Raw genomic sequence first — 21,756 nt, forward strand, 5'->3', positions numbered from 1 at the left:
TTTTCGGTTGGCAAAAAAATCGCCTATTCCAAATATGGTTGACAAATCCGAAGCTATTGCACACCGCCTTAAATCTATTATAGGGGGCTCTGTTGGCAATTTAGTAGAGTGGTACGATTGGTATGTGTATTCGGCGTTTTCGCTGTATTTCGCGGGTGCATTCTTCCCGGAAGGAAACGAAACCGCGAAACTATTGAACGCCGCAGGTGTATTTGCCCTTGGCTTTTTAATGCGGCCCATAGGCGGTTGGCTAATGGGTACATATGCTGATAAAAAAGGCCGTAAGGCGGCATTAACTTTTTCTGTATTGCTAATGAGTGCCGGTTCATTGCTTATCGCGATAGTGCCCGGATACGAGCATATAGGTATTGCTGCCCCAATAATTTTAGTGCTTGCGCGAATGCTGCAAGGTGTAAGCGTAGGAGGAGAGTACGGTACAAGCGCCACCTACCTGAGCGAAATGGCAACGAAGGAACGCCGGGGCTTTTACTCCAGCTTTCAATATGTAACATTGATAATGGGGCAACTGTTAGCATTGGCTGTACTGGTGCTTTTACAACGTTGCTTTTTAACACAACAACAATTACATAGCTGGGGATGGCGTATCCCTTTCGGGATAGGTGCAGTGCTGGCGGTATCTGCCATGTACTTGCGGAGAAGCCTTGTAGAAACCGAGTCATTCAGCAAAGAGAAAGAGCCATCTGTTAATCGTGGTACCATGCAGGCTTTATTAAAGCATCCAAAGGCGGTGCTGTCGGTTATTGGTTTAACGGCTGGTGGTACTGTGGCATTTTATACCTTCAGCACCTATATGCAGAAGTTTTTAGTGAATACATCGGGCTTTAGTAAGAATGACGCAACCTTGATTTCGGCGTTAACGTTGTTTGTGTTTATGCTGTTGCAGCCGGTATTTGGTTTATTGTCCGACAAGGTGGGCCGCAAACCACTACTCATCGCTTTCGGTATTTTGGGAACGATAAGTACTTATCCGATCATGACGACCCTTGGCCACACGCACGATATGTGGATGGCTTTTGGCTTAATTATGCTGGCTTTAGCTATTAATACGTTATATACCTCAATAAACGCGGTCGTGAAAGCGGAACTGTTCCTGGTAAATATCAGGGCTTTGGGTGTAGGATTTCCATACGCTATAGCGGTATCCGTTTTCGGTGGAAGCGCCGAATGGGTGGCCCTGCAGTTTAAAGACCATGGCCATGCCGATTGGTTTTACTGGTACGTTACGGCGTGTATTGTGGTATCGCTTGTGGTATATATTGTAATGAATGATACACGCAAGCATTCAAAAATTGAAACGAACTGATATTTGAATTATGGAATTTGGAAGAGTTACTGATGAACAATTGCCCCTGGTGGATTTTACTTTACCGCCCGACCCGCAATTAACGATTGATACACTAAAGGTTGCCGGCAATAAGAAACAACTGGAAGTACACGTAGGCTGTGCTAAATGGGGGAGGAAAGAGTGGATTGGCCAGATATATCCTGAAAAGACAAAGGAGGCCAATTTTTTAGATGAATATGTAAAGCACTTTGATTGCATTGAGCTTAACGCGACGTTTTATAATGTGTATCCTGCATCGACGATCGAAAAATGGAAAGCTAAAGCTGTTTCGCAGCCGGGTTTTAAGTTTTGCCCTAAATTTTCGCAGAGCATAAGCCATATTAAAAGGCTTAAAAATGCAGCCGAGGTGACTACGCAATTTTATGAAGGCATTATGGCCTTTGGCGACCTGCTCGGCCCGCTGTTTTTGCAATTGGGCGATAATTACACACCCAAAAGTTTACCCGAGTTAAAAGCCTACCTGGAAGATCTGCCACGTGACGTGCCTGTATATGTTGAGGTGCGACACAAAGACTGGTTTGCCGTACCCGAAATACGCGATGAATTTTTTGGAATGCTTAAAGCATTAAACATTGGCGCGGTAATAACGGATGCTACCGGGCGCCGAGATTGTGTGCACATGGAGTTGCCTACTCCGCATGCCTTTATTCGCTTTGTCGGCAATGGTTTGCACGATACTGATTATAAACGTATTGATGAGTGGGTGCAGCGCATTAAGCAATGGCGCGACCAGGGTTTGCAGTCGTTATGGTTTTTTATGCACCAACATGATGAGCGGTACTCACCCGTGCTGGCCGATTATGTTACCGAACAACTGAACAAGGAATTAAGCCTTGATTTGATGCGACCGAAGTTTATAAAAAAGGATGAGGGCTTGTTTGGGTAATTAACTCACCAGGCCCGATATCACATTAATACTCAGAGCAACAATAGCCGTATTAAAAGCAAATGATATGAGCGCATGCAGTAATGCAATACGGCGTATTGGGCGCGATGCTATTTCCACATCGGATACCTGGAAGGTCATGCCGATAACAAAGGAGAAGTAGACAAAGTCGAGGTAGTCCGGTTCTTTTTCATCGGGGAATTGCAAGCCGCCTATTACAGCATCTTCAGGATCTTTTTTATCGGGCGTACTGGTGTAGTACATGTGCGCGTAGCTCATTGTAAAAACGGTATGCAACATCCACCATGAAATTACTACTGAACTGATGCACATTAAAATTGTGTGTGTAGCACCTTCGCTATGGCCTTTTGCCGCCTTGAGCAGAAAGATAATAGAGAACAAGCTCACGCAGGATGCCATGATAACAAAAAGTAATACGATAGTGCGGTTGGAATCCTTCAACCGGGCAATTTGCCTTATCTCGCGTGGATGCGCGCCCAATATCACTGTCCATGCTAAAATAATGATGGTAAGCGCGCAAGCGCTCCATGATACCATGATCATTGCCGGTGCCGACATGTGACCCCACTCTAAACAGATGGTTACCGCTGTTACTATGAGCGCTATCATTAAGCGGTGGTGGGCGTCTAAGCGCAAGAGTATGTTCTTTGGCATATCAGTCTTCCCCGATGATTTCTATAACACGGCCAACCTGACCGTCTTCCAAACGTACTTTTATTCCGCGAGAGTGATGTGATGAACTGGTTAACAGGTCTTTTACAAAACCGCGGGTACGGTTACCGCTGCGCTGGTCCTTTTTCAGTATGATATCAACTTCGAGGCCGGGGTAAATATCGCTGCGGTTTTGTCCATTCATAATGTTATGCGATCAATTCTTTAACAGCCTGTTCTACTTTATCAAAGTTAAACTGCCCAACTATCGTTTGCATAGCTGCCGTAATATGCTCATTACCTAAATTACCAATACTCCCCTCGTGGGTATGGTTAACTGTTTTATCCGGGTTAAATTCACCGTTCTCAATGGCTAAGCCAACCTGTTTGTATGCATCGCGGAAAGGCGTGCCACTTAATACCAGTCGGTTCACTTCTTCCACGCTAAACAGGTATGCGTATTTTGCATCATCAAGGATATTGTTCTTTACTTCGATATGCTCCAGCATAAACTTAGCCATGTGCAGGCAGTTTTTAATATCCGCGAAAGCGGGGAATAACAGCTCTTTTAGTAATTGAAGTTCGCGGTGGTAACCCGATGGCAGGTTCGTGGTCATCATGGCAACATCTGTTGGTAATGCCTGAAGGCGATTGCAGCGGCCGCGCATAATTTCCCAAACATCAGGGTTCTTTTTATGCGGCATAATGCTTGAGCCGGTTGTCAGGTTTTCGGGGTAGCTTACAAAGGCGAAGTTTTGGCTCAGGTACATGCACTGGTCCATAGCCATTTTACCCAGCGTTGCCGCGATGGATGATAATGCCTGCGCGATGATACGCTCAGTTTTGCCACGGCCCATTTGCGCGTACACCACATTATAGTTCAAGCTTTCAAAACCTAATAACTCGGTAGTCATGGTGCGGTTAAGGGGGAATGAAGAGCCATATCCTGCTGCCGAACCCAATGGGTTTTTATTGGTGATGTGGTAAGCGGCTAAAACCATTTCCAAATCGTCAATCAAGCTTTCCGCGTAAGCGCCAAACCACAGGCCAAATGATGATGGCATGGCTATCTGCAAATGCGTATAACCGGGTAGGAGCACTGCTTTATGTTTCTCGCTGAGGCTGATCAGCAGGTCAAACAAGGCTTGTACAGATTCTACAACCTCCTGTAATTCGTGGCGGAAGAAGAGTTTCAGGTCAACTAAAACCTGGTCATTACGTGAGCGGCCGCTGTGTATCTTTTTGCCTGCTTCGCCAATGCGTCGCGTAAGCAAAAGCTCCACCTGCGAGTGTATGTCTTCAACTTCGGGTTCAATTTTAAAATTACCGGTTTGTATTTCGGTGTATATCTTTTTCAGTTCTGCCTGTACAGTAGTAAGGTCGGCAGCATCGAGCAAGCCAACACTTGCCAGCATACGGGTATGCGCAAGTGATCCCAGTACATCAAAAGCGGCCATTTGTTCATCAAACTCACGGTCGCGCCCAACAGTAAAACTTTCCACCAGTTCGTTCACGCTGATGGTTTTTTGCCATAATTTGGTCATGCTACAAAGATGCTATAAATAATTTATTTTGGTAGTTTTGGTGTGTTAAAACTAAAAGTTGATACTTTTATATATTCGCTGTTGAAGCGGGATTTTAAGGAGAGCTTGATATAGACTGAATTTTTGCGATTATTGTAAAAATTTAGATTTTCGACGATAAATACGTTGAGAATTGCATGTTTTTTAATAATTTAATATAAATTTGAACGTCAAAACATGATATATATCATATTTTTGATAATTTTTAACTGATTCTGCGCTAACAATTGCTATTAATTGATTGAAAAATGAATAAAATGCATGATTTTTTGCAGTTATTCATCCAAAACTTAAAAATAATACAATAAAAAGATTAATTGTGGGGCTGTATTCGCCACATTTAATAATACCATTATAACTAAATGAAAAATACTTCGGCAGGGGAGCGGATACTTTCTATTGACATTGGGGGCTCGCATGTAAAAGCTGTTATCCTGAATCAGGAGGGCGAGATGCAGATGGAGTATAAAAAGATCGCTACTCCGCCAAACCCTACTCCCAAAAAACTGATCACTACTATTCAGGAATTGCTAAAGGATTTTCCAACATACAATAATGTATCAGTAGGTTTTCCGGGGTATGTAAAAAATGGTACCGTATTTACAGCGCCAAATCTGGGTACTAAAGCCTGGGTAGGTTTTGAGTTGGCTAACGCTCTCGAAAAAACATTGGGCAAGCCAACGCAGGTAGTTAACGATGCCGATATGCAGGGTTTAGGTGTAGTTGATGGTAAAGGCTTTGAGCTGGTTGTTACGCTGGGTACAGGTTTTGGTACGGCCTTATTAATGAATGGCGTATTACTGCCGCACCTTGAATTGGCTCACCTGCCGGTAACCAAAAGCAAAACCTATGATAAATACATAGGCGAAAAAGCATTGGAAAAAGAAGGCATAGAAAAATGGAACGAACGCGTTAAGTATGTAATTGAAACATTTAAAACAGTATTCAATTACGATAGGTTATACATAGGCGGGGGCAATGCTTCAAAACTTAATTTTAAACTCGATAGTAACATCACCATCGTATCAAACCGCGATGGTATTAAAGGTGGCGCAAGGTTATGGCGGATGCAGGAAACGCACGAGCAGGTAATAGCGGCAAAAAGTAAATAAAAGAACTATCACAACACAATAAATACAAATGGATTCTAAAAATCAGGAAATTGAAAAGTTAGGTATCGATACCATCCGCCTTTTATCTGCGGATGCGGTACAGAAAGCAAATTCGGGCCACCCGGGAACGCCAATCGCGCTTGCGCCAATGGCACACGTGTTATGGACACAGTTTTTAAATTATAACCCTAAAAACCCTGATTGGGCAAACCGCGATAGGTTTATCCTTTCGGCAGGGCATGCGTGTATGTTACAGTACAGCATTTTGCACCTTACGGGATATGATCTTTCGTTAGATGACCTGAAAAATTTCCGCCAGATGAACAGTAAAACTGCTGGTCACCCTGAGTATGGCTTGTGCCCGGGTATTGATGTAACTACCGGCCCCTTAGGTGCAGGTTTTGCAAATGGCGTAGGTTTTGCCATAGGGCAGAAACACCTTGCCGCATATTACAACAAACCAGGCTTTGATATTTTTGATTACCATGTTTACGCTATCTGCAGTGATGGTGATATGATGGAAGGTGTAGCATCAGAAGCTGCATCGTTAGCCGGCCATTTGGAATTGGGTAACATTATCTATCTATATGATGATAACAAAATATCGATAGAAGGCAGCACTGATATTGCCTTTAACGAAGATGTAGATAAACGTTTTGAAGCATACGGGTGGCATGTACAGCATGTTGAAGATGTCAACGATATTCACGCCTTAGCTTTGGCACTGCGTAACGCGAAAGCCGAAAAGCAAAAACCATCGTTGATACGCGTACGTTCACTCATCGCTTATGGCAGCCCTAACAAGGCAGGTACTGCAGGTTCGCACGGTAGCCCGCTTGGCGCTGATGAGATCAAATTAGTAAAAGAGTTTTTTGGTTTCGATCCTGAAAAATCATTTAACGTACCGGCCGAGGTTGAAAAATATTATGCTGAGGCAGGTGCAAAAGGTACTGCCAAAGAAGAAGCATGGAAAAAACTATTTGCCGATTACAAAGCTAAATTCCCTGAATTAGCTGCTCAGTTTGAAGCCGCGTTTAAAGGCGAATTGCCTGCAGGCTGGGCTGATAGCTTGCCAACGTTTAAAGCTGATGCCGGTAAAATGGCAACACGCCAGGCATCGGGTAAGGTATTAAATGCTATCGCGGCAAAATTACCGCACCTTATTGGTGGCGCGGCAGATTTATCGCCATCAACAGAAACTAACTTAAAAGAATCAGATTCTTTCACCAGCGAAAACCGTGCAGGCCGTAACTTCCACTTTGGTATCCGTGAGCATGCCATGGGTTCGGCAATGAATGGTATGGCCTTAACCAAAGGTATTTTACCTTTCGGTGCTACTTTCCTGATGTTCTCTGAATACATGCGCCCGCCTATCCGTTTGGCGGCAATTATGAAGATCAACCCGATATTTGTGTACACACATGATAGTATTGGTTTGGGCGAAGATGGAACTACTCACCAACCGGTTGAGCAATTAATATCATTACGTTCTATTCCTAATAACATTGTATTGCGTCCTGCTGATGCTAATGAAACGGCTATCGCATGGAAATTTGCTATAGAGCACAAAGGTGGCCCAACTGTATTGGTGTTCACCCGCCAGGGATTACCTATCCTTGACCAGGACAAATATGGTAAAGCAACAGGCCTGGTTAAAGGTGCTTATGTATTATCAGAACCGGAAACAAAACCTGAATTGATCTTGATCGGTACAGGTTCTGAAGTAGCTTTGGCTATATCGGCACAAGCCAAACTAAAAGAAGAAGGTATTGCCGCGCGTGTGGTAAGTATGCCATCGTGGGAATTGTTTGAAAAACAAGATGCCGCTTATAAAGAAAGCGTGTTGCCTAAAGCATTGAAAAAACGTTTAGCTATTGAAGCAGGTTCAGAATTGGGCTGGCATAAATACATTACCGACGAAGGTGATACCGTAACCATGCCAGGCTTTGGCGAATCTGCCCCGGCAGAAGAGCTGAACAAACATTTTGGCTTTACAGTTGAAAATGTAGTTAACAAAGCGAAAGCAGTTCTTGGAAAATAGTTCATTAGTTCAATGGTTCATTAGTTTGTTGGTGCAAAGTTTAATACACTTGACAGGACTAATGAACCAATAACCTAATGAACCAATAAACTAAAAATGAAGATAGGTATCGCGTCAGATCATGGTGGGTTTGAACTAAAAGAGATCATTCATCCTTTCTTAACCGGTTTAGGTTATGAGGTGGTTGACTTTGGTCCTGATCACCTTGATAACAGTGATGACTATCCGGACTATGTGATACCGATGGCTAAAGCCGTTGCAGCAGGTACGGTTGATCGAGGCATTGCTATTTGCGGAAGCGGGGTAGGGGCCTGCATTGCGGCTAACAAAGTGCACGGTGCAAGGGCTGCCCTGATTGGCGATCATTTTTCTGCTCACCAGGGTGTAGAGGATGATAACATGAACATCATGTGCCTTGGCGGGAGAATAACAGGTTACGCGGTAGCACAGGAGTTGATAACAGTATTTTTAAAGGCGGAATTTACAGGGCTTGAGCGGCATAACCGCAGGATAGCAAAAGTTAAAGAATTAGATAAGTAAAGACACACAAACAGTACAATGGAAAACAACGTAAAACAAATACACAGCTTTGGACAGAGCATCTGGCTGGATTTTATAGATCGTGAAATTATGGCATCGGGTAAATTACAAAGCCTGATAGATGTTGATGGTGTAAGGGGTGTAACATCAAACCCTGCAATTTTTGAAAAAGCAATTACCAGCAGTTCTGATTATAATGCTGATATTAAGGCTGCTGCCGCCAGCTCTAAAACAAACGAAGAGTTGTTTTTTAAATTAGCTATAAAAGATATTCAAAATGCTTGCGACCTGTTTGCAGGCTTATACAACGAAGCGCCAAAAGGCTCTGATGGTTATGTAAGTTTAGAGGTGTCGCCGTTTTTAGCTTTAGATACCGAAGGTACAACCAAACAAGCTTTAGAACTTTGGAAAGCTGTTGGCCGTGATAACGTGATGATCAAAATTCCGGGAACACAACCGGGTTTACCGGCCATCCGCACGGCTATCAGCGAAGGCTTAAATATTAACGTTACTTTATTATTTGGTTTGCCACGTTACGCGGCAGTTGCCGAAGCTTACATAGCCGGTTTAGAAGACCGCCTGGCAGCAGGTAAAGCTATAGATAACATATCATCAGTAGCAAGTTTCTTTTTGAGCCGTATTGATGTTGTTGTTGACCCTATTCTTGAAGCAAAAGCCGAGAAAGAATTAACCGGCGAAGTTGCTATCGCATCAGCTAAAAAAGCATACGAAATTTACAAACAAGTGTTCAGCGGCGAGCGTTGGGAAAAATTAGCAGCCAAAGGCGCTAAACCACAACGTTTGTTATGGGCAAGTACAGGTAGCAAAAACCCGGCTTTTAAAGACACTAAATATGTTGAGGCTTTAATTGGCCCCGATACTGTTGATACTGTGCCTTTAGAAACCATTGAAGCTTTCCGCGATCATGGTATTGCTGCAGATACATTGGAGTTGGGTTTAGATAACGCGACAGCGATATTAGAAAAAATAAAAACCTTAGGTATTGATATTGATGCCATCACTCAACAATTAGAGGATGAGGGTATCGAAAAATTCAATAAACCTTTCGAAAAACTATTGCAAGCGATAGAAGATCAAAAAGCTAAAGTTTAAGCATACATGAAAGCTACGCCGGTAAAGGTTTTATTTTTTGATGTAGGTGGAGTGCTGCTTAGCAATGGCTGGGGGCATGAGTCGCGGGTAAAGGCTGCAAAAAAGTTTGGTTTTGATTATGACGAGGTAAATGCTTTGCACAATTTCATATTCAACGTTTATGAAATTGGCAGTATTACTTTAGATGATTACCTCGACTTTGTAATATTTACCTGTCCGCGCGATTTTACCCGCGAAGATTTTAAAGCCTTTATGTACGATCAATCGGTAGAGCTACCCGGAATGTTGAAATGGCTTAAAGCCTGGAAAAAAGATTGTGGTTTCCGCATCATATCCATCAATAACGAAGGTAAAGAACTGAATGATTACCGTGTGCAAAAGTTTAAACTTGATGAATGCTTTGATGCATTTATATCATCGTGCGAGGTGAAAATGCGTAAACCCGACCCCGGCATATTTAAACTCGCCATGGGTATTGCGCAGGTATCCGAAAAGCAGTGTGTATATTTTGATGACAGGGTAATGTTTGTGAATACAGCAAAAAACCTGGGAATCAATGCGTATCAGCATGTGAGTTTTGAGGAAACGAAGGCAATACTGGAGCAATTGAAGGAAGAAAATAGTTAGTTTATTGTTATTAGGTTATTGACTTGTTAGGTTACTAAGAATAAAATCGGCCTAAGATCAGATAACCAATAACTCAATAACCAACAACATAACAACTCAAACAAAATGAGCAAATACGATTTTGGAATGATAGGCCTGGGTACCATGGGCCGCAGCCTGTTATTAAACATGGCTGATCATGGTGTAAACGGTGCCGGCTTTGATAAAGATGCCGCTAAGGGTGCGCAACTTGAAACTGATGGAGCAGGAGCCAAAGGAAATGTAAAAGGTTTTAGTGATGTAGAGCCTTTTGTGGCCAGCCTGAACAGCCCTAAAGCTATTATGATGCTGGTACCCGCCGGTAAAATTGTTGACGAAGTTATAGAAGAACTATTGCCTTTTTTAGATAAAGGTGATATTTTGATAGATGGCGGTAATTCGCATTTTACCGATACTAACCGCCGTGTAGATTATTTGGAAGCAAAAGGTTTCCATTTCTTCGGTATGGGTGTATCAGGTGGCGAAGAAGGCGCGCGCCGTGGTCCGAGCATGATGCCCGGTGGTGATAAAGCCGCTTACAATGTAATGAAACCAATATTAGAAGCCATTGCCGCTAAAATAGACGGTGTGCCTTGTGTAACTTACATTGGCCCGGGAGCATCAGGCCACTTTGTAAAGATGGTGCATAACGGTATAGAGTATGGTTTAATGCAGCTTATTGCCGAAACTTACGAAGTATTGCGTAATGGCCTGCAACTAAGCAATGAAGAGATACACGATGTGTTCGCGAAATGGAACGAAGGCCGCTTGTCGTCATTCCTGATCGAGATCACCCGCGATATATTTACGTACAAAGAACCGGGTGCCGACCATTTATTGGTTGATGATATTAAAGATGAAGCACGTGCCAAAGGTACCGGTAAATGGACATCGCAAATAGCTTATGATCTGGAATCGCCTATCACTGTTATCGATGCTTCGGTATCCATGCGCGATCTGTCTAAATACAAAGCTATCCGCGTTAAAGCTGCAGATCTATATACTCAAAGCGTTGCTTTAAATGTAGATAAAGAAGCATTCTTAAAATCATTGGAAGAAGCGTTCTTTTTCAGTATGATTATGAGCTATGCCCAGGGCATGTTTATGTTGTCGAGGGCATCGGCCGAATATAAATATGATCTGCAATTAGACGAGATAGCGAAAATATGGAGAGGCGGCTGTATCATCCGCTCCAAATTCCTGGAGAATATATACGGAGCATACGGTAAAAATAAAGCGCTTGAGCATTTATTACTGGATGCAGATGTAGTTGCTTTAGTGCAAGGCGCTACACAAGGTATGCGTACAGTGGTATCATCTGCTGTTAGTGCCGGTATTGCTTTGCCATGCTACTCGGCTGCTTTAAGTTATTTTGATAACTTTAAAACGGCTAATATGCCATCTAATCTTACACAAGCGCAGCGCGATTACTTTGGCGCCCATACTTATGCATTAAATGGCAAAGAAGGGTTTTTCCATACACAATGGATGCCTAAATCTTAATTAAACCTATCACAGATGAAATCGATCATAAAATCACAACCCACCATCTTTGTTATTTTTGGTGGTACCGGCGACTTGAGCCAGCGCAAAATTGGCCCGGCGCTTTATAACTTGTTTTTAGATGGCTGGATGCCGCAACAATATGCCATTATAGGTACAGGCCGAACCAAGCTTAGTAATGGTGATTTTAGCGAGCGTGTGCTTGATGGTATTAACCAGTTTTCGCGCACCGGTAAAGCAAAAAAAGATAAGTGGGATTCTTTTTCAAAACACCTGGCTTACCAGGTATCTGATGTTAACGACTCGGAAACCTATAAAGAATTTGGAAAACGTATTGAAGAATACAAAGCAGAGTGGGGGCAAGATCCGTATGTGATCTATTACCTTGCCGTGTCGCCTAATTTCTTCCCTATCATCGCTTCCAATATCTCGAAAGCGCATTTGGCAGATAACCCGGAAAGAACCCGTATTGTTATAGAAAAACCTTTCGGGCATGATCTGGAAACTGCCAAAGAGTTAAATACACTGTTAACCAGTATATACAACGAAAAACAGATATATTGTATTGACCACTATTTGGGTAAAGAAACGGTGCAGAATATTATGGCCTTCCGTTTTGCCAACTCTATACTGGAGCCAATATGGAACCGCGATAATATTGAACACGTGCAAATATCTGTAACCGAGCAATTGGGTATGGGTGAGCGCGGCGATTATTATGATGGCGCAGGTGCTTTGCGCGATATGGTACAGAATCATATTTTGCAGTTGCTTTGCCTTGTGGCGATGGAACCACCTATAAACTTTAGCTCTGAGGAGTTGCGTAACCGTAAGGTAGAAGTATTGCGTGCTATGCGCCGTTTTTCGGCAGAAGATGTGCGTATGAGCACCGTTCGCGGTCAGTATGGCCGTGGCTGGATAGAAGGTAAAGAAGTACCGGGCTACCGCGAAGAATCAAAAGTAAAACCCGAATCAAACACCGAAACTTTTGCAGCCATTAAATTTTTTGTTGACAACTGGCGCTGGCAAGGCGTGCCGTTTTACCTGCGTACAGGTAAAAGGTTGCACCAATCGTCGTCGGTTATCAGCATCCAGTTTAAGGATGTGCCGCACCGCGTTTTCCCGCCGGAGGCTACAGAAAGCTGGCAGCAAAACAGGCTCATTATCAGCATTCAGCCTGAAATGAGTATCCGTTTGCAAGTGCAGGCAAAACGCCCGGGATTGGATATGATATTAAATACTGTTGATATGGTGTTTGATTATAGCGGAACCTATACCAGTGATGCGCCCGAAGCTTACGAAACCTTGTTACTGGATACCATGCTTGGCGACCAAACGCTATTTATGCGCGGAGACCAGATAGAAGAAGCCTGGGAATTGATCATGCCAATATTAAAAACATGGGAATCGCGCAAGAGTATCAACTTTCCTAATTATTCGGCCGACTCATGGGGCCCTGAAAATGCAGAGGCGTTAATTGCCCGCGATGGTTTCCATTGGTTTACCCTGCCTTTAAATAACGGTAAAAAGAAGAAATAATAATGCTGCACATTTTTAATACAACAGACGAAGTATTACATGGCCTGGCTGCTTTTTTTATACAAGCAGCCAATAAGGCTATTGCCGCTAACGGGCAATTTGTGGTTTCTCTTTCGGGAGGAAGCTCACCTAAAAGCTTGTATGAGCTATTGGCATCAGAAACCTACAAAGATCAGGTTGATTGGAAAAAGGTTTATTTCTTTTTTGGTGATGAGCGTAATGTACCCGATACCGATAAAGACAGTAATGCCTTAATGGCACAAAAGGCATTGTTTGAGCCATTAAAAATAGCTTCGGGGCAAGTGTTTAAGGTGGATACATCGTTACCCCCAGCCGAAGCTGCAGATGATTATACAGATACTATCAATCACTTTTTTAATAATGATGTCGTGAAGTTCGACCTTGTGTTATTAGGGTTAGGAGATAATTCGCATACCGCATCACTATTTCCGCATACGCCGATATTGAATGATAAATCAGCGAGTGTAAAGCCTGTTTGGCTTGAAGATCAGCAGGTATACCGCATCAGTTTTACAGCGCCTTTAATTAACCAGGCAACGCATATCGCTTTTTTGGTTTATGGTGCAGGTAAGGCAGAGGCTGTACATCATATACTAAAAGATCCGGTTAATATCCCGGAATATCCTGCTCAGTTGATCAGGAAAGATGTGGATTGGTTTTTAGATGAACCTGCCGCATTCATGCTAAATATTGGGTAATAATATAAATTACATAAAAAAGAGGCTGCCCTTTTGAGGGAGCCTCTTTTTTATTGCGCAATGATATATAGATATTCATAACATTAACCTAATCTTACTTTAACAAACTAAATCGCAATTTATGACTAAATTATTTACCAATTTAATTATTATGAGTATGTGCGTGGCATTTTTAACGTCATGCAGTACCCTAAAAAACTATGATTTTAAAACCGCTGGAATTGCGGCCACCGACTCGACTTATTTGGTAACCCCGGAAGGAACACGTGTTAACGCTTCAACTATTGAAGTTAATCCTAATAAGGTTACTGTGGATGGTAAGCCTTATCCGTTAGACGGCATAGCATACATCAAAACAAAACAAATGTATTTTGGTGTGCATGATAAGAAGATACTTTTAGGCGAAGTTTATGGTAAAATAAACGTATTGTACCAACTCGTGAGTACACCCACATATGGCTCATCCACTCCAAATGCAGCTCCCGGGTCGTTTGGTTATCATAATATGGTAACCGGGCATAACACATCAAAAAAATACTATATCCAAAAAAACGGCTCGACAATTATTGATAAAATGAGTCCTGGTATAGTGTTGGATTATGTATCAGATAATGAAGAGGCATCCCAAGTGGCTATAGGGGCAAGGAATTGGAAAAGAGGCTATTTGGCGTCATGGGCTGGGATTGTGGCAGGTACGGTTTATGCATTTAAAAATTTGTTTACCACAGAAACGACTGCGAGTGGTAGTATTAAACCGGTAAATTTTACAGGCCCGTTTATTGTACTCGGAGCGTCTGTAACGGGTGCCACACTTAGCAGTTATATGTATAATACCCAAATGATGAAAGCTGTTGAGATATACAACAGGTAAAGCGGAATTTATAAATATTGTATTGTTTACCGCTATAAAAGAAGCTATCCGAAAAGGTAGCTTCTTTTGTTTTTGGGTAGTATTTAGATATTATACCTTTTCTACAACTACGGCGGTGCCATAAGCCAATACCTCGGTAATTCCGTTCATTACCTCGTTAGCATCGTATCGCATATTGATCACCGCGTTTGCACCCAACGATTGGGCATGCTGCATTAATAATTGAAAAGCTTCTTCACGCGCATTTTCGCAAAGTTCAACATATATGGAGAGCCTGCCGCCAAATAACGATTGTATGCCACCTGCAAAGTTTCCTACCAGGCTGCGGCTACGCACTGTGATACCACGCACTACACCTAATTGTTTGGTTACTTTATAACCTTCTAAACTAATACTGGTTGTAATTAATGATCTGTCCATTGCTTTAAGTTTATTTTAGTTTTTAGATTAAATGTAACCATTGTTTGTTACAGTAAATAATGGTCGGTAAAAGTTTTAAGAGCACTTGCTTTTATTTCTTATCGGCAAACATTACTATTTCACCGACAAAATAGAGGTGTTTACCTAATTCATCTGGTGTAGTTTAAGCTATTGCGGCATCTTTGTTATATAAAACAACAGCAGCCATGATCGCAAAAATATTGATACTACTGATAATTTTAAGTTGTGTATTTGCCAAATACACTATTAACAAACTGCATCGCCAGCACAAGTTTAAACCGGTTACTATCAGGGTTGATTTTTTGAACGGTTTACATTACAATGACCAAAATAATATACAGTAATTATGAATATTGAAACGTTCAGGAACGATAAATTGCCTAAAATGCTAAACTATGTACTGTTTTGTTACTGTGTGATTATTGGCATTATATTGGGTATAGCTTAAACAACAACGAAATAAAAACTTAAATCAACTTAGCCATGGAAAACATGAACGCAATACTCGAAAAACTAATGCTTAACCGTACTGCATTATTAATTAAACGTTATGATGCTGAATTGAAAGAAATTTTAGATACCGATCTTCAGGCTTACAGAGCATCACATACAAATACCTTACGCAACTCCAGCGACAGCAAACGTGGCACTAATGGAAGCCGCTTAGTTGCCTGATCAATCATATATAAATAAATTTGCCTGTTTAAAACAAAAAGGGTTTCAATAATGGAACTCTTTTTTTGTTTAGCGTTATGTTACAATAATGTTTGGTAATGATACGTTGATTGCATTAAAAAGCTATATTTAAAAAAAATATAAAGTAGTTAATTGATATGCAACTCAACCAATCTTATACTAAAATTAAATTTGTTTTTATAGTATGCCTGTGTGTTATGGCGGTAAACGCCAGGCTTTATGCCAAAGCAAACCCTAAAGTGCTTATATTTTTTAAAGAGGTAGGAGAGTACCACCATACGGTTACCCCAACCGCTATTAACGCGATCATAAAATTGGGTGAGCAAAACGCTTTTGATGTAGATACTACCACCAATGCAGAAAACTTTACCGAAGAAAACCTGAAGCAATACTCGGCAGTTATTTTTTTAAATACCGAAGGCGATGTGTTGGAAGATGATCAGCAGGAAATATTTAAAGGCTATATTAATCACGGTGGCGGCTTTGTTGGCATACACTCGGCAACTGATACCGAGTTTGAGTGGAACTGGTATGGCCGTTTGGTAGGTGCTTATTATAAAAATCATCCGGATGTTCAGGCTGCAACACTTAAAATTGTTGATCCCAACCAATTGTCAACCCAAGGTTTACCGCTGGTATGGAAACGTACTGATGAATGGTACAATTTCGGCTGGTATAATGATGATATTAAGTTTTTGGTGGTGATAGAAGAAGGTAGTTATGCCGGGGGGCGTAACGGGGGCGAACACCCTATAAGCTGGTACCATAGTTTTGATGGGGGACGTGCTTTTTATACGGCCATGGGCCATACCGAAGAATCGTATGCTGAGCCACTGTTTCTTAAACACATATTAGGCGGTATTGAATATGCTATGGGTAAAAAGGCCAATAATCAATCAAACGCGCGGTAATTCAACTTAAGGCTGTAGTATAGTTTCGATGCTGTTGATGCCAAGGTAGCCGGTAATTATATTATCTATCAGGTCTTCTAATGCCAGGCTGTTTACATCATCAATATAATGCTCTGATTTTCCCACCAGAACATCGTTGCCGTTTATGGTTATCTTATACAAATAAGTCTCGTAAAAATCTGGCTGGCCAATTTCTATCCCATCAGTGGTTTGAGTGATGACAAGATGAATATCCGACTTGATTTTATCAGTAAGACCCGCGTTTAGAGATGTGCTGAATAACCGGTATAATTCATCCTGCGATGGCGAAATATTTGTTTTGTAGGTTTTCATAATAATGTACTAACATTATTTGAAACCATAAGTTTTAAATAATCAGAGCCTGAATTGCAGGGTTAATCTTGGCGCAAACCTATCCGGCAGGTTACCCATATTATCAATATGGTCGGTATGGGTCATCCTGTACATAAAATCAATACGGATAATTTTCAGGATGTTTTCAAGTCCATAGCCTAATTCAACATAGGGTTCGCTGTTAAGACTTAAATTAACCCTTCTGCGACCCCGGGCAAAGCCTTCGTTATTAGCTGCAGTAAGGCTGCCATCCAATATGTTTACCACAGCTACAGTACGTAGATTAAGCGCTTTAAGTAATGGAATACTGTTAGTGATTAACCCTTCCATGTGCTGCGTGTACGTTAACGAAAAATACCTATCGCTGGTATACTCTAAAAAACGCATGGTATTAAAGTTGAAACGGTGATTTTCTAATAATGGATAAGGCAATGTACTTGGTATGTAGCCTGCTATAAAAGAATAATCGCCACGGCCAAAGATACCCATGTGTACCTTTTGCTGAAGGTTGAACCCTAATTTATTGTAAGTAAAATCGCCACCAAATTGTTTAATACCGTGTGTATACCTAAAGGTAAGTATAGGGGCATCGGTACCACCGTTAATGCTTATTCTTTTGTTAATTTTTGATGACTGCAATTGCCTGCGGCCGGGAGTCCATTGCAACTCAGTGCGAACTTCGGCAGTTTGATAGTCTTTTAAATTCTCGCTATCGGTAATATCCCTGTAATCAAAATTAAAGAGAGGGTCGAACGTGCTGTATTTAAAAAAGACCCTGCCTAAAAGGTTGCTTGTAATATCCGATTGTATGTAAGCCTGGCTAACATTCTCTATAAAAGGGCCGCGTTTGCTGATGGTGCCATTTAACAAAGCTGCCGTAAAAACGTTGTTGGTTAGGAATGCGTAATTTTCATACTGATACCCTGTTTGTGCAATATCATGCGTGTAAGATAAGCCGCCTTGCACCCATGGCTTACGCGAAAATATATAATCCACTGAGGCGTTGCCAGATAACCTATGATCGCTAAAGCCGAAAGATGCCCATGCCCCTAAAATGATCTTGTTACTAAAAGCACTGTTTGTAATGCCGCCCAAGCGTATCACACTTCCCTGCAGGTCATTGTGGCTATAGGTATAAGGGTAGGGGCCCAGGCTTATTTTACCAAGTTTGTAATACCCGTTAATTAAGGTACCTGCAATGCTTGTGTACGTTTTAATGATCGGCATTTTTTTGACCGTGTCAATCATTTTATATACGTTTTTATCTGCCGCAGTTAGGGTATCGCGCCTGTTTTTATCCCAATAGCTTTCGTCTTTTTTGTTTACATCATCGGCTAAAATAACAGGCTCTTTGAAAATGTCATCAGGATAGTTTTTATTTACCTCAAAATCGCCGTTAGATAAATAGAAGGTTGCAATAAAGCCTGTCCAGTCTTTTTTTACACTCGAAATATGTAGAACTATCCGGGTACGTGTAGGCAGCCATGCAGTAGTGCCTTGTGGCTGGTGCATTTCCTGCTGGATACGTATACCATTTAAAAAGTTGAGGTTTGCGTCGGGCGATATATCAGTATTAATACGGTATAGGGCATAATCATCTTTTGTAATCCACATCGTTCCGCTAAACGACAAGTCGTGAGCGCGTTTAGGTTTAAACTCAATTTTATAATATGCTTTTCCGTTTATTTTATCGTTGTCATCGATAAGCTCATAATTATAGAAAGTTCTCCAGCTATCGGTAAGTGGGGAAATAAAATCTTTATTGGCCAGCCTGAGGTAGTTTTTGTAAAAATTGTATTGCAGGAAAGTAGTACCAACAAGCTGCGATATTAAAGACTCATCCTCAATACCCACACCAACTGATTTTGAACGTTCCACATGTTCCGACTTACGATCGGGATTGGTTTGATAGTAATAGTTGGATATCGTTTCGGACATGAAAATTGGAAGAACTGGAGAACCCTCATCATTGTTCAGTTTTTTTAAACTGTCCATCAACGGAAGAATATCTCGCATTACCCTCCGTGATTTCATTTTTTCACTCAGGTTACTTGCCGATAGGGTAATACGGTTATAGCTTTTGTACTGGTAGCTTTGCAGTTTTTGCAGGTCGTTATCGGGCTTATGTTTAACAACATTACGCATAATTTCCCAAGCCGGGTTCTCGTATGCTTTTGGTGTGATATTTACCGTTTTGAGCGATTTGGCGTTGACTGTTAATTTAAAATTTATCTCAATATTGCCAGATTGTGGTATGGTTTTACTGCCTGTTAAATAGCCTACATAACTTGCGTAAATAGAGTCGGATGCTAATTGGCGCGGAACAATTAAATGATAGTTGCCATCAAAATCGCTTGAGGCTGCTTTGCGAGTGCCGCCAATTAGTTTTACCGATACCGTTACATATGGAATAGGCTCGCCGGTTTGTGCATCGTTGATTTTGCCGGTAATGGTGCGCGACTGTTGTGCACAGGCCTTATTGGCCAATGAAGATATAAACAGAAAAAATAAGCCCAGTAAAATACAACCTGTAGTAGTTAAGGGACTTTTTAAATAAGGAATTTTAGTACTCAATCTCAATGCTCAGCAAAAAAATGTATATAGCCTAATTCATAAAAACACCTTCTAAAGCTACCGCGATGCGCAATGTTTAATAGCCGGATCAAATATGGATATAAGTGCTGAGAATGAAGCATAGTTCACCATCAGGAGTTGGGTCCATAGTTAATTAATAGGGTGTGGGTCAGCTTTGCAACAAACCTTTTACAAATATACTGTTTGATTAACAATAATGAAATTCAGCAATGTCTAGTTTCGTTATTATTATCAAAATTTAAGTAAAGGTCAATTTTTATTAGAAAAATGTTAGTACCGCAATATAAGCACGATAATTATTTAAACAAATAGCTTTTCGTTTTTTATTAGATGACAAATAGTTGACAAAGGTTGCAGAAGCCTGATTAATTAGTCGGTAATTTTCTCTGCTAAAGTGTTTTTTCTGCGGATACTCCACACCTCTCCCTTATGCCGCGTAGGTACAATGTCGCCCAATAGTTTGGCCCATGGCCTCAAGTCGTCAACCCTATCGAAAACTATTTTTAATATTGCAACAAGCGGAATGGATAAAAACATACCCGAAACACCCCAAAGTGCGCCACCCAATAATACCACAACAACAGACACCAGGGCGTTGATCTGTACTTTGGAAGATACAACACGCGGTATCAAAATGTGGTTGTCAATAAACTGAACCACCATAAAGGAGATGATGATACCCAGATGGGTTGAGTAACCGTCTTTAGTAACTGTAGCTATAAGCAACGGGATAGCTATGGCGATAATGCCACCAATATAGGGCAGCATATTCAATATGGCGCCCATTACACCTATTAATATGGCATAGTTTAAACCCAGTATTAACAGGCCTGCCGAGTTTAATATTGCTACAATAAAGGCCTCGATCAATAAACCAACCATATAACTTTGAACAGCGTGTTTGGCCTGATTTAATATGATACGTACCGAAGGTGAGTTTTTTTCGGAGAATATTTCGTACAAGAAATTGATGAGCAGTGTTTTATAGAACAGGATCATGAAAACATAAACCGGTATCAGTACCAATACACTTAATGTAGTAAGCGCGGTGCCAACGGTTGAGCCTATAAGTGCCTTACTGCTGTTTAAAGCCTCGTTCAGCAATTGATCTTGTTTGGGGATGCTAAATTTAAAAGTTTGTTGCACCCATTGCTGGAACTGGATGAACATGTGTGAAAACTTTCCCTGCAGTGCCGGGAAACTCTCGCTAAAATGTATCATTTGCATCGAGAGGAAGAACAGGATACTCCCAACAATGGCATATGCGATTAGTATGGTCAATAAAATTGCCGGTATAGCCGGGATCTTTATCCGCAGGAACAAACTATATAACGGGTTTAGCAATATTGCAATAATGAACGAAAACGCGAGCGGTACAATGATGCTTTGTAAGGTATATAGAATATACGTCAGCAAAACGAGGCCGAATAATATTACCGTGGTTTTAAGATAGAATGGGTATTGTTTTACAGTCATTTGCCTCTAACTTTATATATAATGCCTACAATTAATACCAATATAGCTAATATACCAAAAATGCCCGGTCCCATAGTTTAATTGCATAGTTTATTATGTTGATGAACACCGATATTAAGATAATGTTTGAATAAGGTACTATAAGTTGTAATGCAGGCCGGAAACAGAAAAGGCTCCGGTTTTCCGGAGCCTTTAATAATAAATTAACTAAAACTTAGTTCGCTGAAATGGCCGCATCTGCAGCTGTATCAACTTTCCTTTTTACGATGTTACGTGCGTTGTTTACCGCGTCGTCTTTCAGGCTGGATACGTTGTTTGCTGTAGCTTGTGCTTTGCTTTTAATCGAATCAATAAGATCGGCAAAATAATCAGCTACTTCTCCTCTTACTGCTGAGCCTCTTTCCGAACTGATCAATACACCTACTGCCGCAACTACTGCCGCGCCTACCAATACGCCTGCTATAACCTTTGTTTGAGTTTTCATAACTAATATTTAAATAGTGAATATTTATTTCATTGTTATAGTTGAACAACAGAAAACGGATACTGTTTAGAAAATTGAAAATAAAAAATATTCAATTAATAATTAATTATTGCAACTACTCTGATGATTGATGCGTACAAGAGAGGGAGTTAACAATTAGAAGATTAGTGAAGATGTTAAGCCCCCGATTAATTAAACGCACCCTATGC

21 protein-coding genes are annotated in these 21,756 nt (G+C 41.2%); 13 read left to right on the top strand and 8 right to left on the bottom strand.

Annotated features, from left to right (window positions below; genetic code table 11):
* The first annotated feature begins 34 nt into the window (after positions 1-34).
* A complete protein-coding gene (locus KXQ82_RS05515) occupies positions 35-1,324 on the top strand; it encodes an MFS transporter (RefSeq protein ID WP_219487159.1) in 1,290 nt (429 codons plus the stop codon).
* 10 nt (positions 1,325-1,334) lie between these two features.
* The gene (locus KXQ82_RS05520) at positions 1,335-2,252 is read left to right on the top strand and encodes a DUF72 domain-containing protein (RefSeq protein WP_219487160.1); all 918 of its coding nucleotides are present in this window, start codon (positions 1,335-1,337) and stop codon (positions 2,250-2,252) included.
* Here KXQ82_RS05520 and KXQ82_RS05525 read toward each other — a convergent pair whose 3' ends face one another.
* Genes KXQ82_RS05525 through argH form a run of 3 tightly spaced genes read right to left on the bottom strand, consistent with a single transcriptional unit; the run spans position 2,253 to position 4,468 of the window.
* Positions 2,253-2,927, bottom strand: coding sequence for a DUF1345 domain-containing protein (locus KXQ82_RS05525; RefSeq protein ID WP_219487161.1), 675 nt, complete (start codon positions 2,925-2,927; stop codon positions 2,253-2,255). It abuts the gene before it with no gap.
* A 1-nt stretch (position 2,928) separates the two neighbouring features.
* Positions 2,929-3,129 (bottom strand): YwbE family protein, encoded by a 201-nt coding sequence (locus tag KXQ82_RS05530; RefSeq protein ID WP_219487162.1) that lies wholly within the window; start codon positions 3,127-3,129, stop codon positions 2,929-2,931.
* Between the two features lie 4 nt (positions 3,130-3,133).
* Positions 3,134-4,468: an argininosuccinate lyase gene (gene argH / locus KXQ82_RS05535; protein ID WP_219487163.1), complete on the bottom strand. Its 1,335-nt coding sequence runs from the start codon at positions 4,466-4,468 to the stop codon at positions 3,134-3,136.
* A 401-nt stretch (positions 4,469-4,869) separates the two neighbouring features.
* Between argH and KXQ82_RS05540 the strand changes: the two genes are divergently transcribed.
* From KXQ82_RS05540 to KXQ82_RS05580, 9 genes are all read left to right on the top strand, one after another.
* Positions 4,870-5,619 (top strand): ROK family protein, encoded by a 750-nt coding sequence (locus KXQ82_RS05540; RefSeq protein ID WP_219487164.1) that lies wholly within the window; start codon positions 4,870-4,872, stop codon positions 5,617-5,619.
* Positions 5,620-5,647: 28 nt separating this feature from the next.
* Positions 5,648-7,660, top strand: coding sequence for a transketolase (gene tkt / locus KXQ82_RS05545; RefSeq protein WP_219487165.1), 2,013 nt, complete (start codon positions 5,648-5,650; stop codon positions 7,658-7,660).
* Between the two features lie 96 nt (positions 7,661-7,756).
* Positions 7,757-8,200: an RpiB/LacA/LacB family sugar-phosphate isomerase gene (locus KXQ82_RS05550; RefSeq protein ID WP_219487166.1), complete on the top strand. Its 444-nt coding sequence runs from the start codon at positions 7,757-7,759 to the stop codon at positions 8,198-8,200.
* 18 nt (positions 8,201-8,218) lie between these two features.
* Positions 8,219-9,313, top strand: coding sequence for a transaldolase (gene tal / locus KXQ82_RS05555; protein ID WP_219487167.1), 1,095 nt, complete (start codon positions 8,219-8,221; stop codon positions 9,311-9,313).
* Positions 9,314-9,319: 6 nt separating this feature from the next.
* Complete coding sequence (locus KXQ82_RS05560) at positions 9,320-9,940, top strand: HAD family hydrolase (RefSeq protein ID WP_219487168.1); 621 nt, start codon at positions 9,320-9,322, stop codon at positions 9,938-9,940.
* A 105-nt stretch (positions 9,941-10,045) separates the two neighbouring features.
* Positions 10,046-11,461, top strand: a complete 1,416-nt coding sequence (gene gnd / locus KXQ82_RS05565; RefSeq protein ID WP_219487169.1) for an NADP-dependent phosphogluconate dehydrogenase — start codon at positions 10,046-10,048, stop codon at positions 11,459-11,461.
* Positions 11,462-11,476: 15 nt separating this feature from the next.
* A complete protein-coding gene (gene zwf / locus KXQ82_RS05570; RefSeq protein WP_219487170.1) occupies positions 11,477-13,000 on the top strand; it encodes a glucose-6-phosphate dehydrogenase in 1,524 nt (507 codons plus the stop codon).
* 2 nt (positions 13,001-13,002) lie between these two features.
* The gene (gene pgl, locus KXQ82_RS05575) at positions 13,003-13,719 is read left to right on the top strand and encodes a 6-phosphogluconolactonase (protein ID WP_219487171.1); all 717 of its coding nucleotides are present in this window, start codon (positions 13,003-13,005) and stop codon (positions 13,717-13,719) included.
* A 121-nt stretch (positions 13,720-13,840) separates the two neighbouring features.
* On the top strand, positions 13,841-14,590 hold the full coding sequence (locus KXQ82_RS05580) for a hypothetical protein (RefSeq protein ID WP_219487172.1): 750 nt from the start codon (positions 13,841-13,843) through the stop codon (positions 14,588-14,590).
* 90 nt (positions 14,591-14,680) lie between these two features.
* On the opposite strand, the gene KXQ82_RS05585 is transcribed toward KXQ82_RS05580, so the two are convergent.
* Positions 14,681-15,010, bottom strand: a complete 330-nt coding sequence (locus KXQ82_RS05585) for a YbjQ family protein (protein WP_219487173.1) — start codon at positions 15,008-15,010, stop codon at positions 14,681-14,683.
* 504 nt (positions 15,011-15,514) lie between these two features.
* On the opposite strand from KXQ82_RS05585, the gene KXQ82_RS05590 reads away from it, so the two are divergent.
* Both KXQ82_RS05590 and KXQ82_RS05595 read left to right on the top strand, forming a co-directional pair.
* On the top strand, positions 15,515-15,706 hold the full coding sequence (locus KXQ82_RS05590) for a hypothetical protein (protein ID WP_219487174.1): 192 nt from the start codon (positions 15,515-15,517) through the stop codon (positions 15,704-15,706).
* Between the two features lie 218 nt (positions 15,707-15,924).
* Positions 15,925-16,638, top strand: coding sequence for a ThuA domain-containing protein (locus KXQ82_RS05595; protein ID WP_219487175.1), 714 nt, complete (start codon positions 15,925-15,927; stop codon positions 16,636-16,638).
* A 6-nt stretch (positions 16,639-16,644) separates the two neighbouring features.
* Here KXQ82_RS05595 and KXQ82_RS05600 read toward each other — a convergent pair whose 3' ends face one another.
* From KXQ82_RS05600 to KXQ82_RS05615, 4 genes are all read right to left on the bottom strand, one after another.
* Positions 16,645-16,971, bottom strand: coding sequence for a hypothetical protein (locus tag KXQ82_RS05600; RefSeq protein ID WP_219487176.1), 327 nt, complete (start codon positions 16,969-16,971; stop codon positions 16,645-16,647).
* Between the two features lie 42 nt (positions 16,972-17,013).
* Positions 17,014-19,566, bottom strand: coding sequence for a DUF5686 and carboxypeptidase-like regulatory domain-containing protein (locus tag KXQ82_RS05605; RefSeq protein ID WP_219487177.1), 2,553 nt, complete (start codon positions 19,564-19,566; stop codon positions 17,014-17,016).
* Positions 19,567-19,956: 390 nt separating this feature from the next.
* The gene (locus KXQ82_RS05610) at positions 19,957-21,063 is read right to left on the bottom strand and encodes an AI-2E family transporter (protein WP_219487178.1); all 1,107 of its coding nucleotides are present in this window, start codon (positions 21,061-21,063) and stop codon (positions 19,957-19,959) included.
* 214 nt (positions 21,064-21,277) lie between these two features.
* Entirely contained in the window at positions 21,278-21,547 is a 270-nt protein-coding gene (locus KXQ82_RS05615; RefSeq protein ID WP_219487179.1) for a YtxH domain-containing protein, read from the bottom strand.
* Positions 21,548-21,756: the final 209 nt, after the last annotated feature.

Source organism: Mucilaginibacter rivuli (genome assembly GCF_019391655.1).
Taxonomy (GTDB): Bacteria; Bacteroidota; Bacteroidia; order Sphingobacteriales; family Sphingobacteriaceae; genus Mucilaginibacter; species Mucilaginibacter rivuli.

Excerpts from the sequence above, each read along its gene's own strand:
- KXQ82_RS05515 (WP_219487159.1), top strand. The coding sequence starts at position 35 with ATGGTTGACAAATCCGAAGCTATTGCACACCGCCTTAAATCTATTATA.
- KXQ82_RS05520 (WP_219487160.1), top strand. The coding sequence starts at position 1,335 with ATGGAATTTGGAAGAGTTACTGATGAACAATTGCCCCTGGTGGATTTT.
- KXQ82_RS05525 (WP_219487161.1), bottom strand. The coding sequence starts at position 2,927 with ATGCCAAAGAACATACTCTTGCGCTTAGACGCCCACCACCGCTTAATG.
- KXQ82_RS05530 (WP_219487162.1), bottom strand. The coding sequence starts at position 3,129 with ATGAATGGACAAAACCGCAGCGATATTTACCCCGGCCTCGAAGTTGAT.
- argH (WP_219487163.1), bottom strand. The coding sequence starts at position 4,468 with ATGACCAAATTATGGCAAAAAACCATCAGCGTGAACGAACTGGTGGAA.
- KXQ82_RS05540 (WP_219487164.1), top strand. The coding sequence starts at position 4,870 with ATGAAAAATACTTCGGCAGGGGAGCGGATACTTTCTATTGACATTGGG.
- tkt (WP_219487165.1), top strand. The coding sequence starts at position 5,648 with ATGGATTCTAAAAATCAGGAAATTGAAAAGTTAGGTATCGATACCATC.
- KXQ82_RS05550 (WP_219487166.1), top strand. The coding sequence starts at position 7,757 with ATGAAGATAGGTATCGCGTCAGATCATGGTGGGTTTGAACTAAAAGAG.
- tal (WP_219487167.1), top strand. The coding sequence starts at position 8,219 with ATGGAAAACAACGTAAAACAAATACACAGCTTTGGACAGAGCATCTGG.
- KXQ82_RS05560 (WP_219487168.1), top strand. The coding sequence starts at position 9,320 with ATGAAAGCTACGCCGGTAAAGGTTTTATTTTTTGATGTAGGTGGAGTG.
- gnd (WP_219487169.1), top strand. The coding sequence starts at position 10,046 with ATGAGCAAATACGATTTTGGAATGATAGGCCTGGGTACCATGGGCCGC.
- zwf (WP_219487170.1), top strand. The coding sequence starts at position 11,477 with ATGAAATCGATCATAAAATCACAACCCACCATCTTTGTTATTTTTGGT.
- pgl (WP_219487171.1), top strand. The coding sequence starts at position 13,003 with ATGCTGCACATTTTTAATACAACAGACGAAGTATTACATGGCCTGGCT.
- KXQ82_RS05580 (WP_219487172.1), top strand. The coding sequence starts at position 13,841 with ATGACTAAATTATTTACCAATTTAATTATTATGAGTATGTGCGTGGCA.
- KXQ82_RS05585 (WP_219487173.1), bottom strand. The coding sequence starts at position 15,010 with ATGGACAGATCATTAATTACAACCAGTATTAGTTTAGAAGGTTATAAA.
- KXQ82_RS05590 (WP_219487174.1), top strand. The coding sequence starts at position 15,515 with ATGGAAAACATGAACGCAATACTCGAAAAACTAATGCTTAACCGTACT.
- KXQ82_RS05595 (WP_219487175.1), top strand. The coding sequence starts at position 15,925 with ATGGCGGTAAACGCCAGGCTTTATGCCAAAGCAAACCCTAAAGTGCTT.
- KXQ82_RS05600 (WP_219487176.1), bottom strand. The coding sequence starts at position 16,971 with ATGAAAACCTACAAAACAAATATTTCGCCATCGCAGGATGAATTATAC.
- KXQ82_RS05610 (WP_219487178.1), bottom strand. The coding sequence starts at position 21,063 with ATGACTGTAAAACAATACCCATTCTATCTTAAAACCACGGTAATATTA.
- KXQ82_RS05615 (WP_219487179.1), bottom strand. The coding sequence starts at position 21,547 with ATGAAAACTCAAACAAAGGTTATAGCAGGCGTATTGGTAGGCGCGGCA.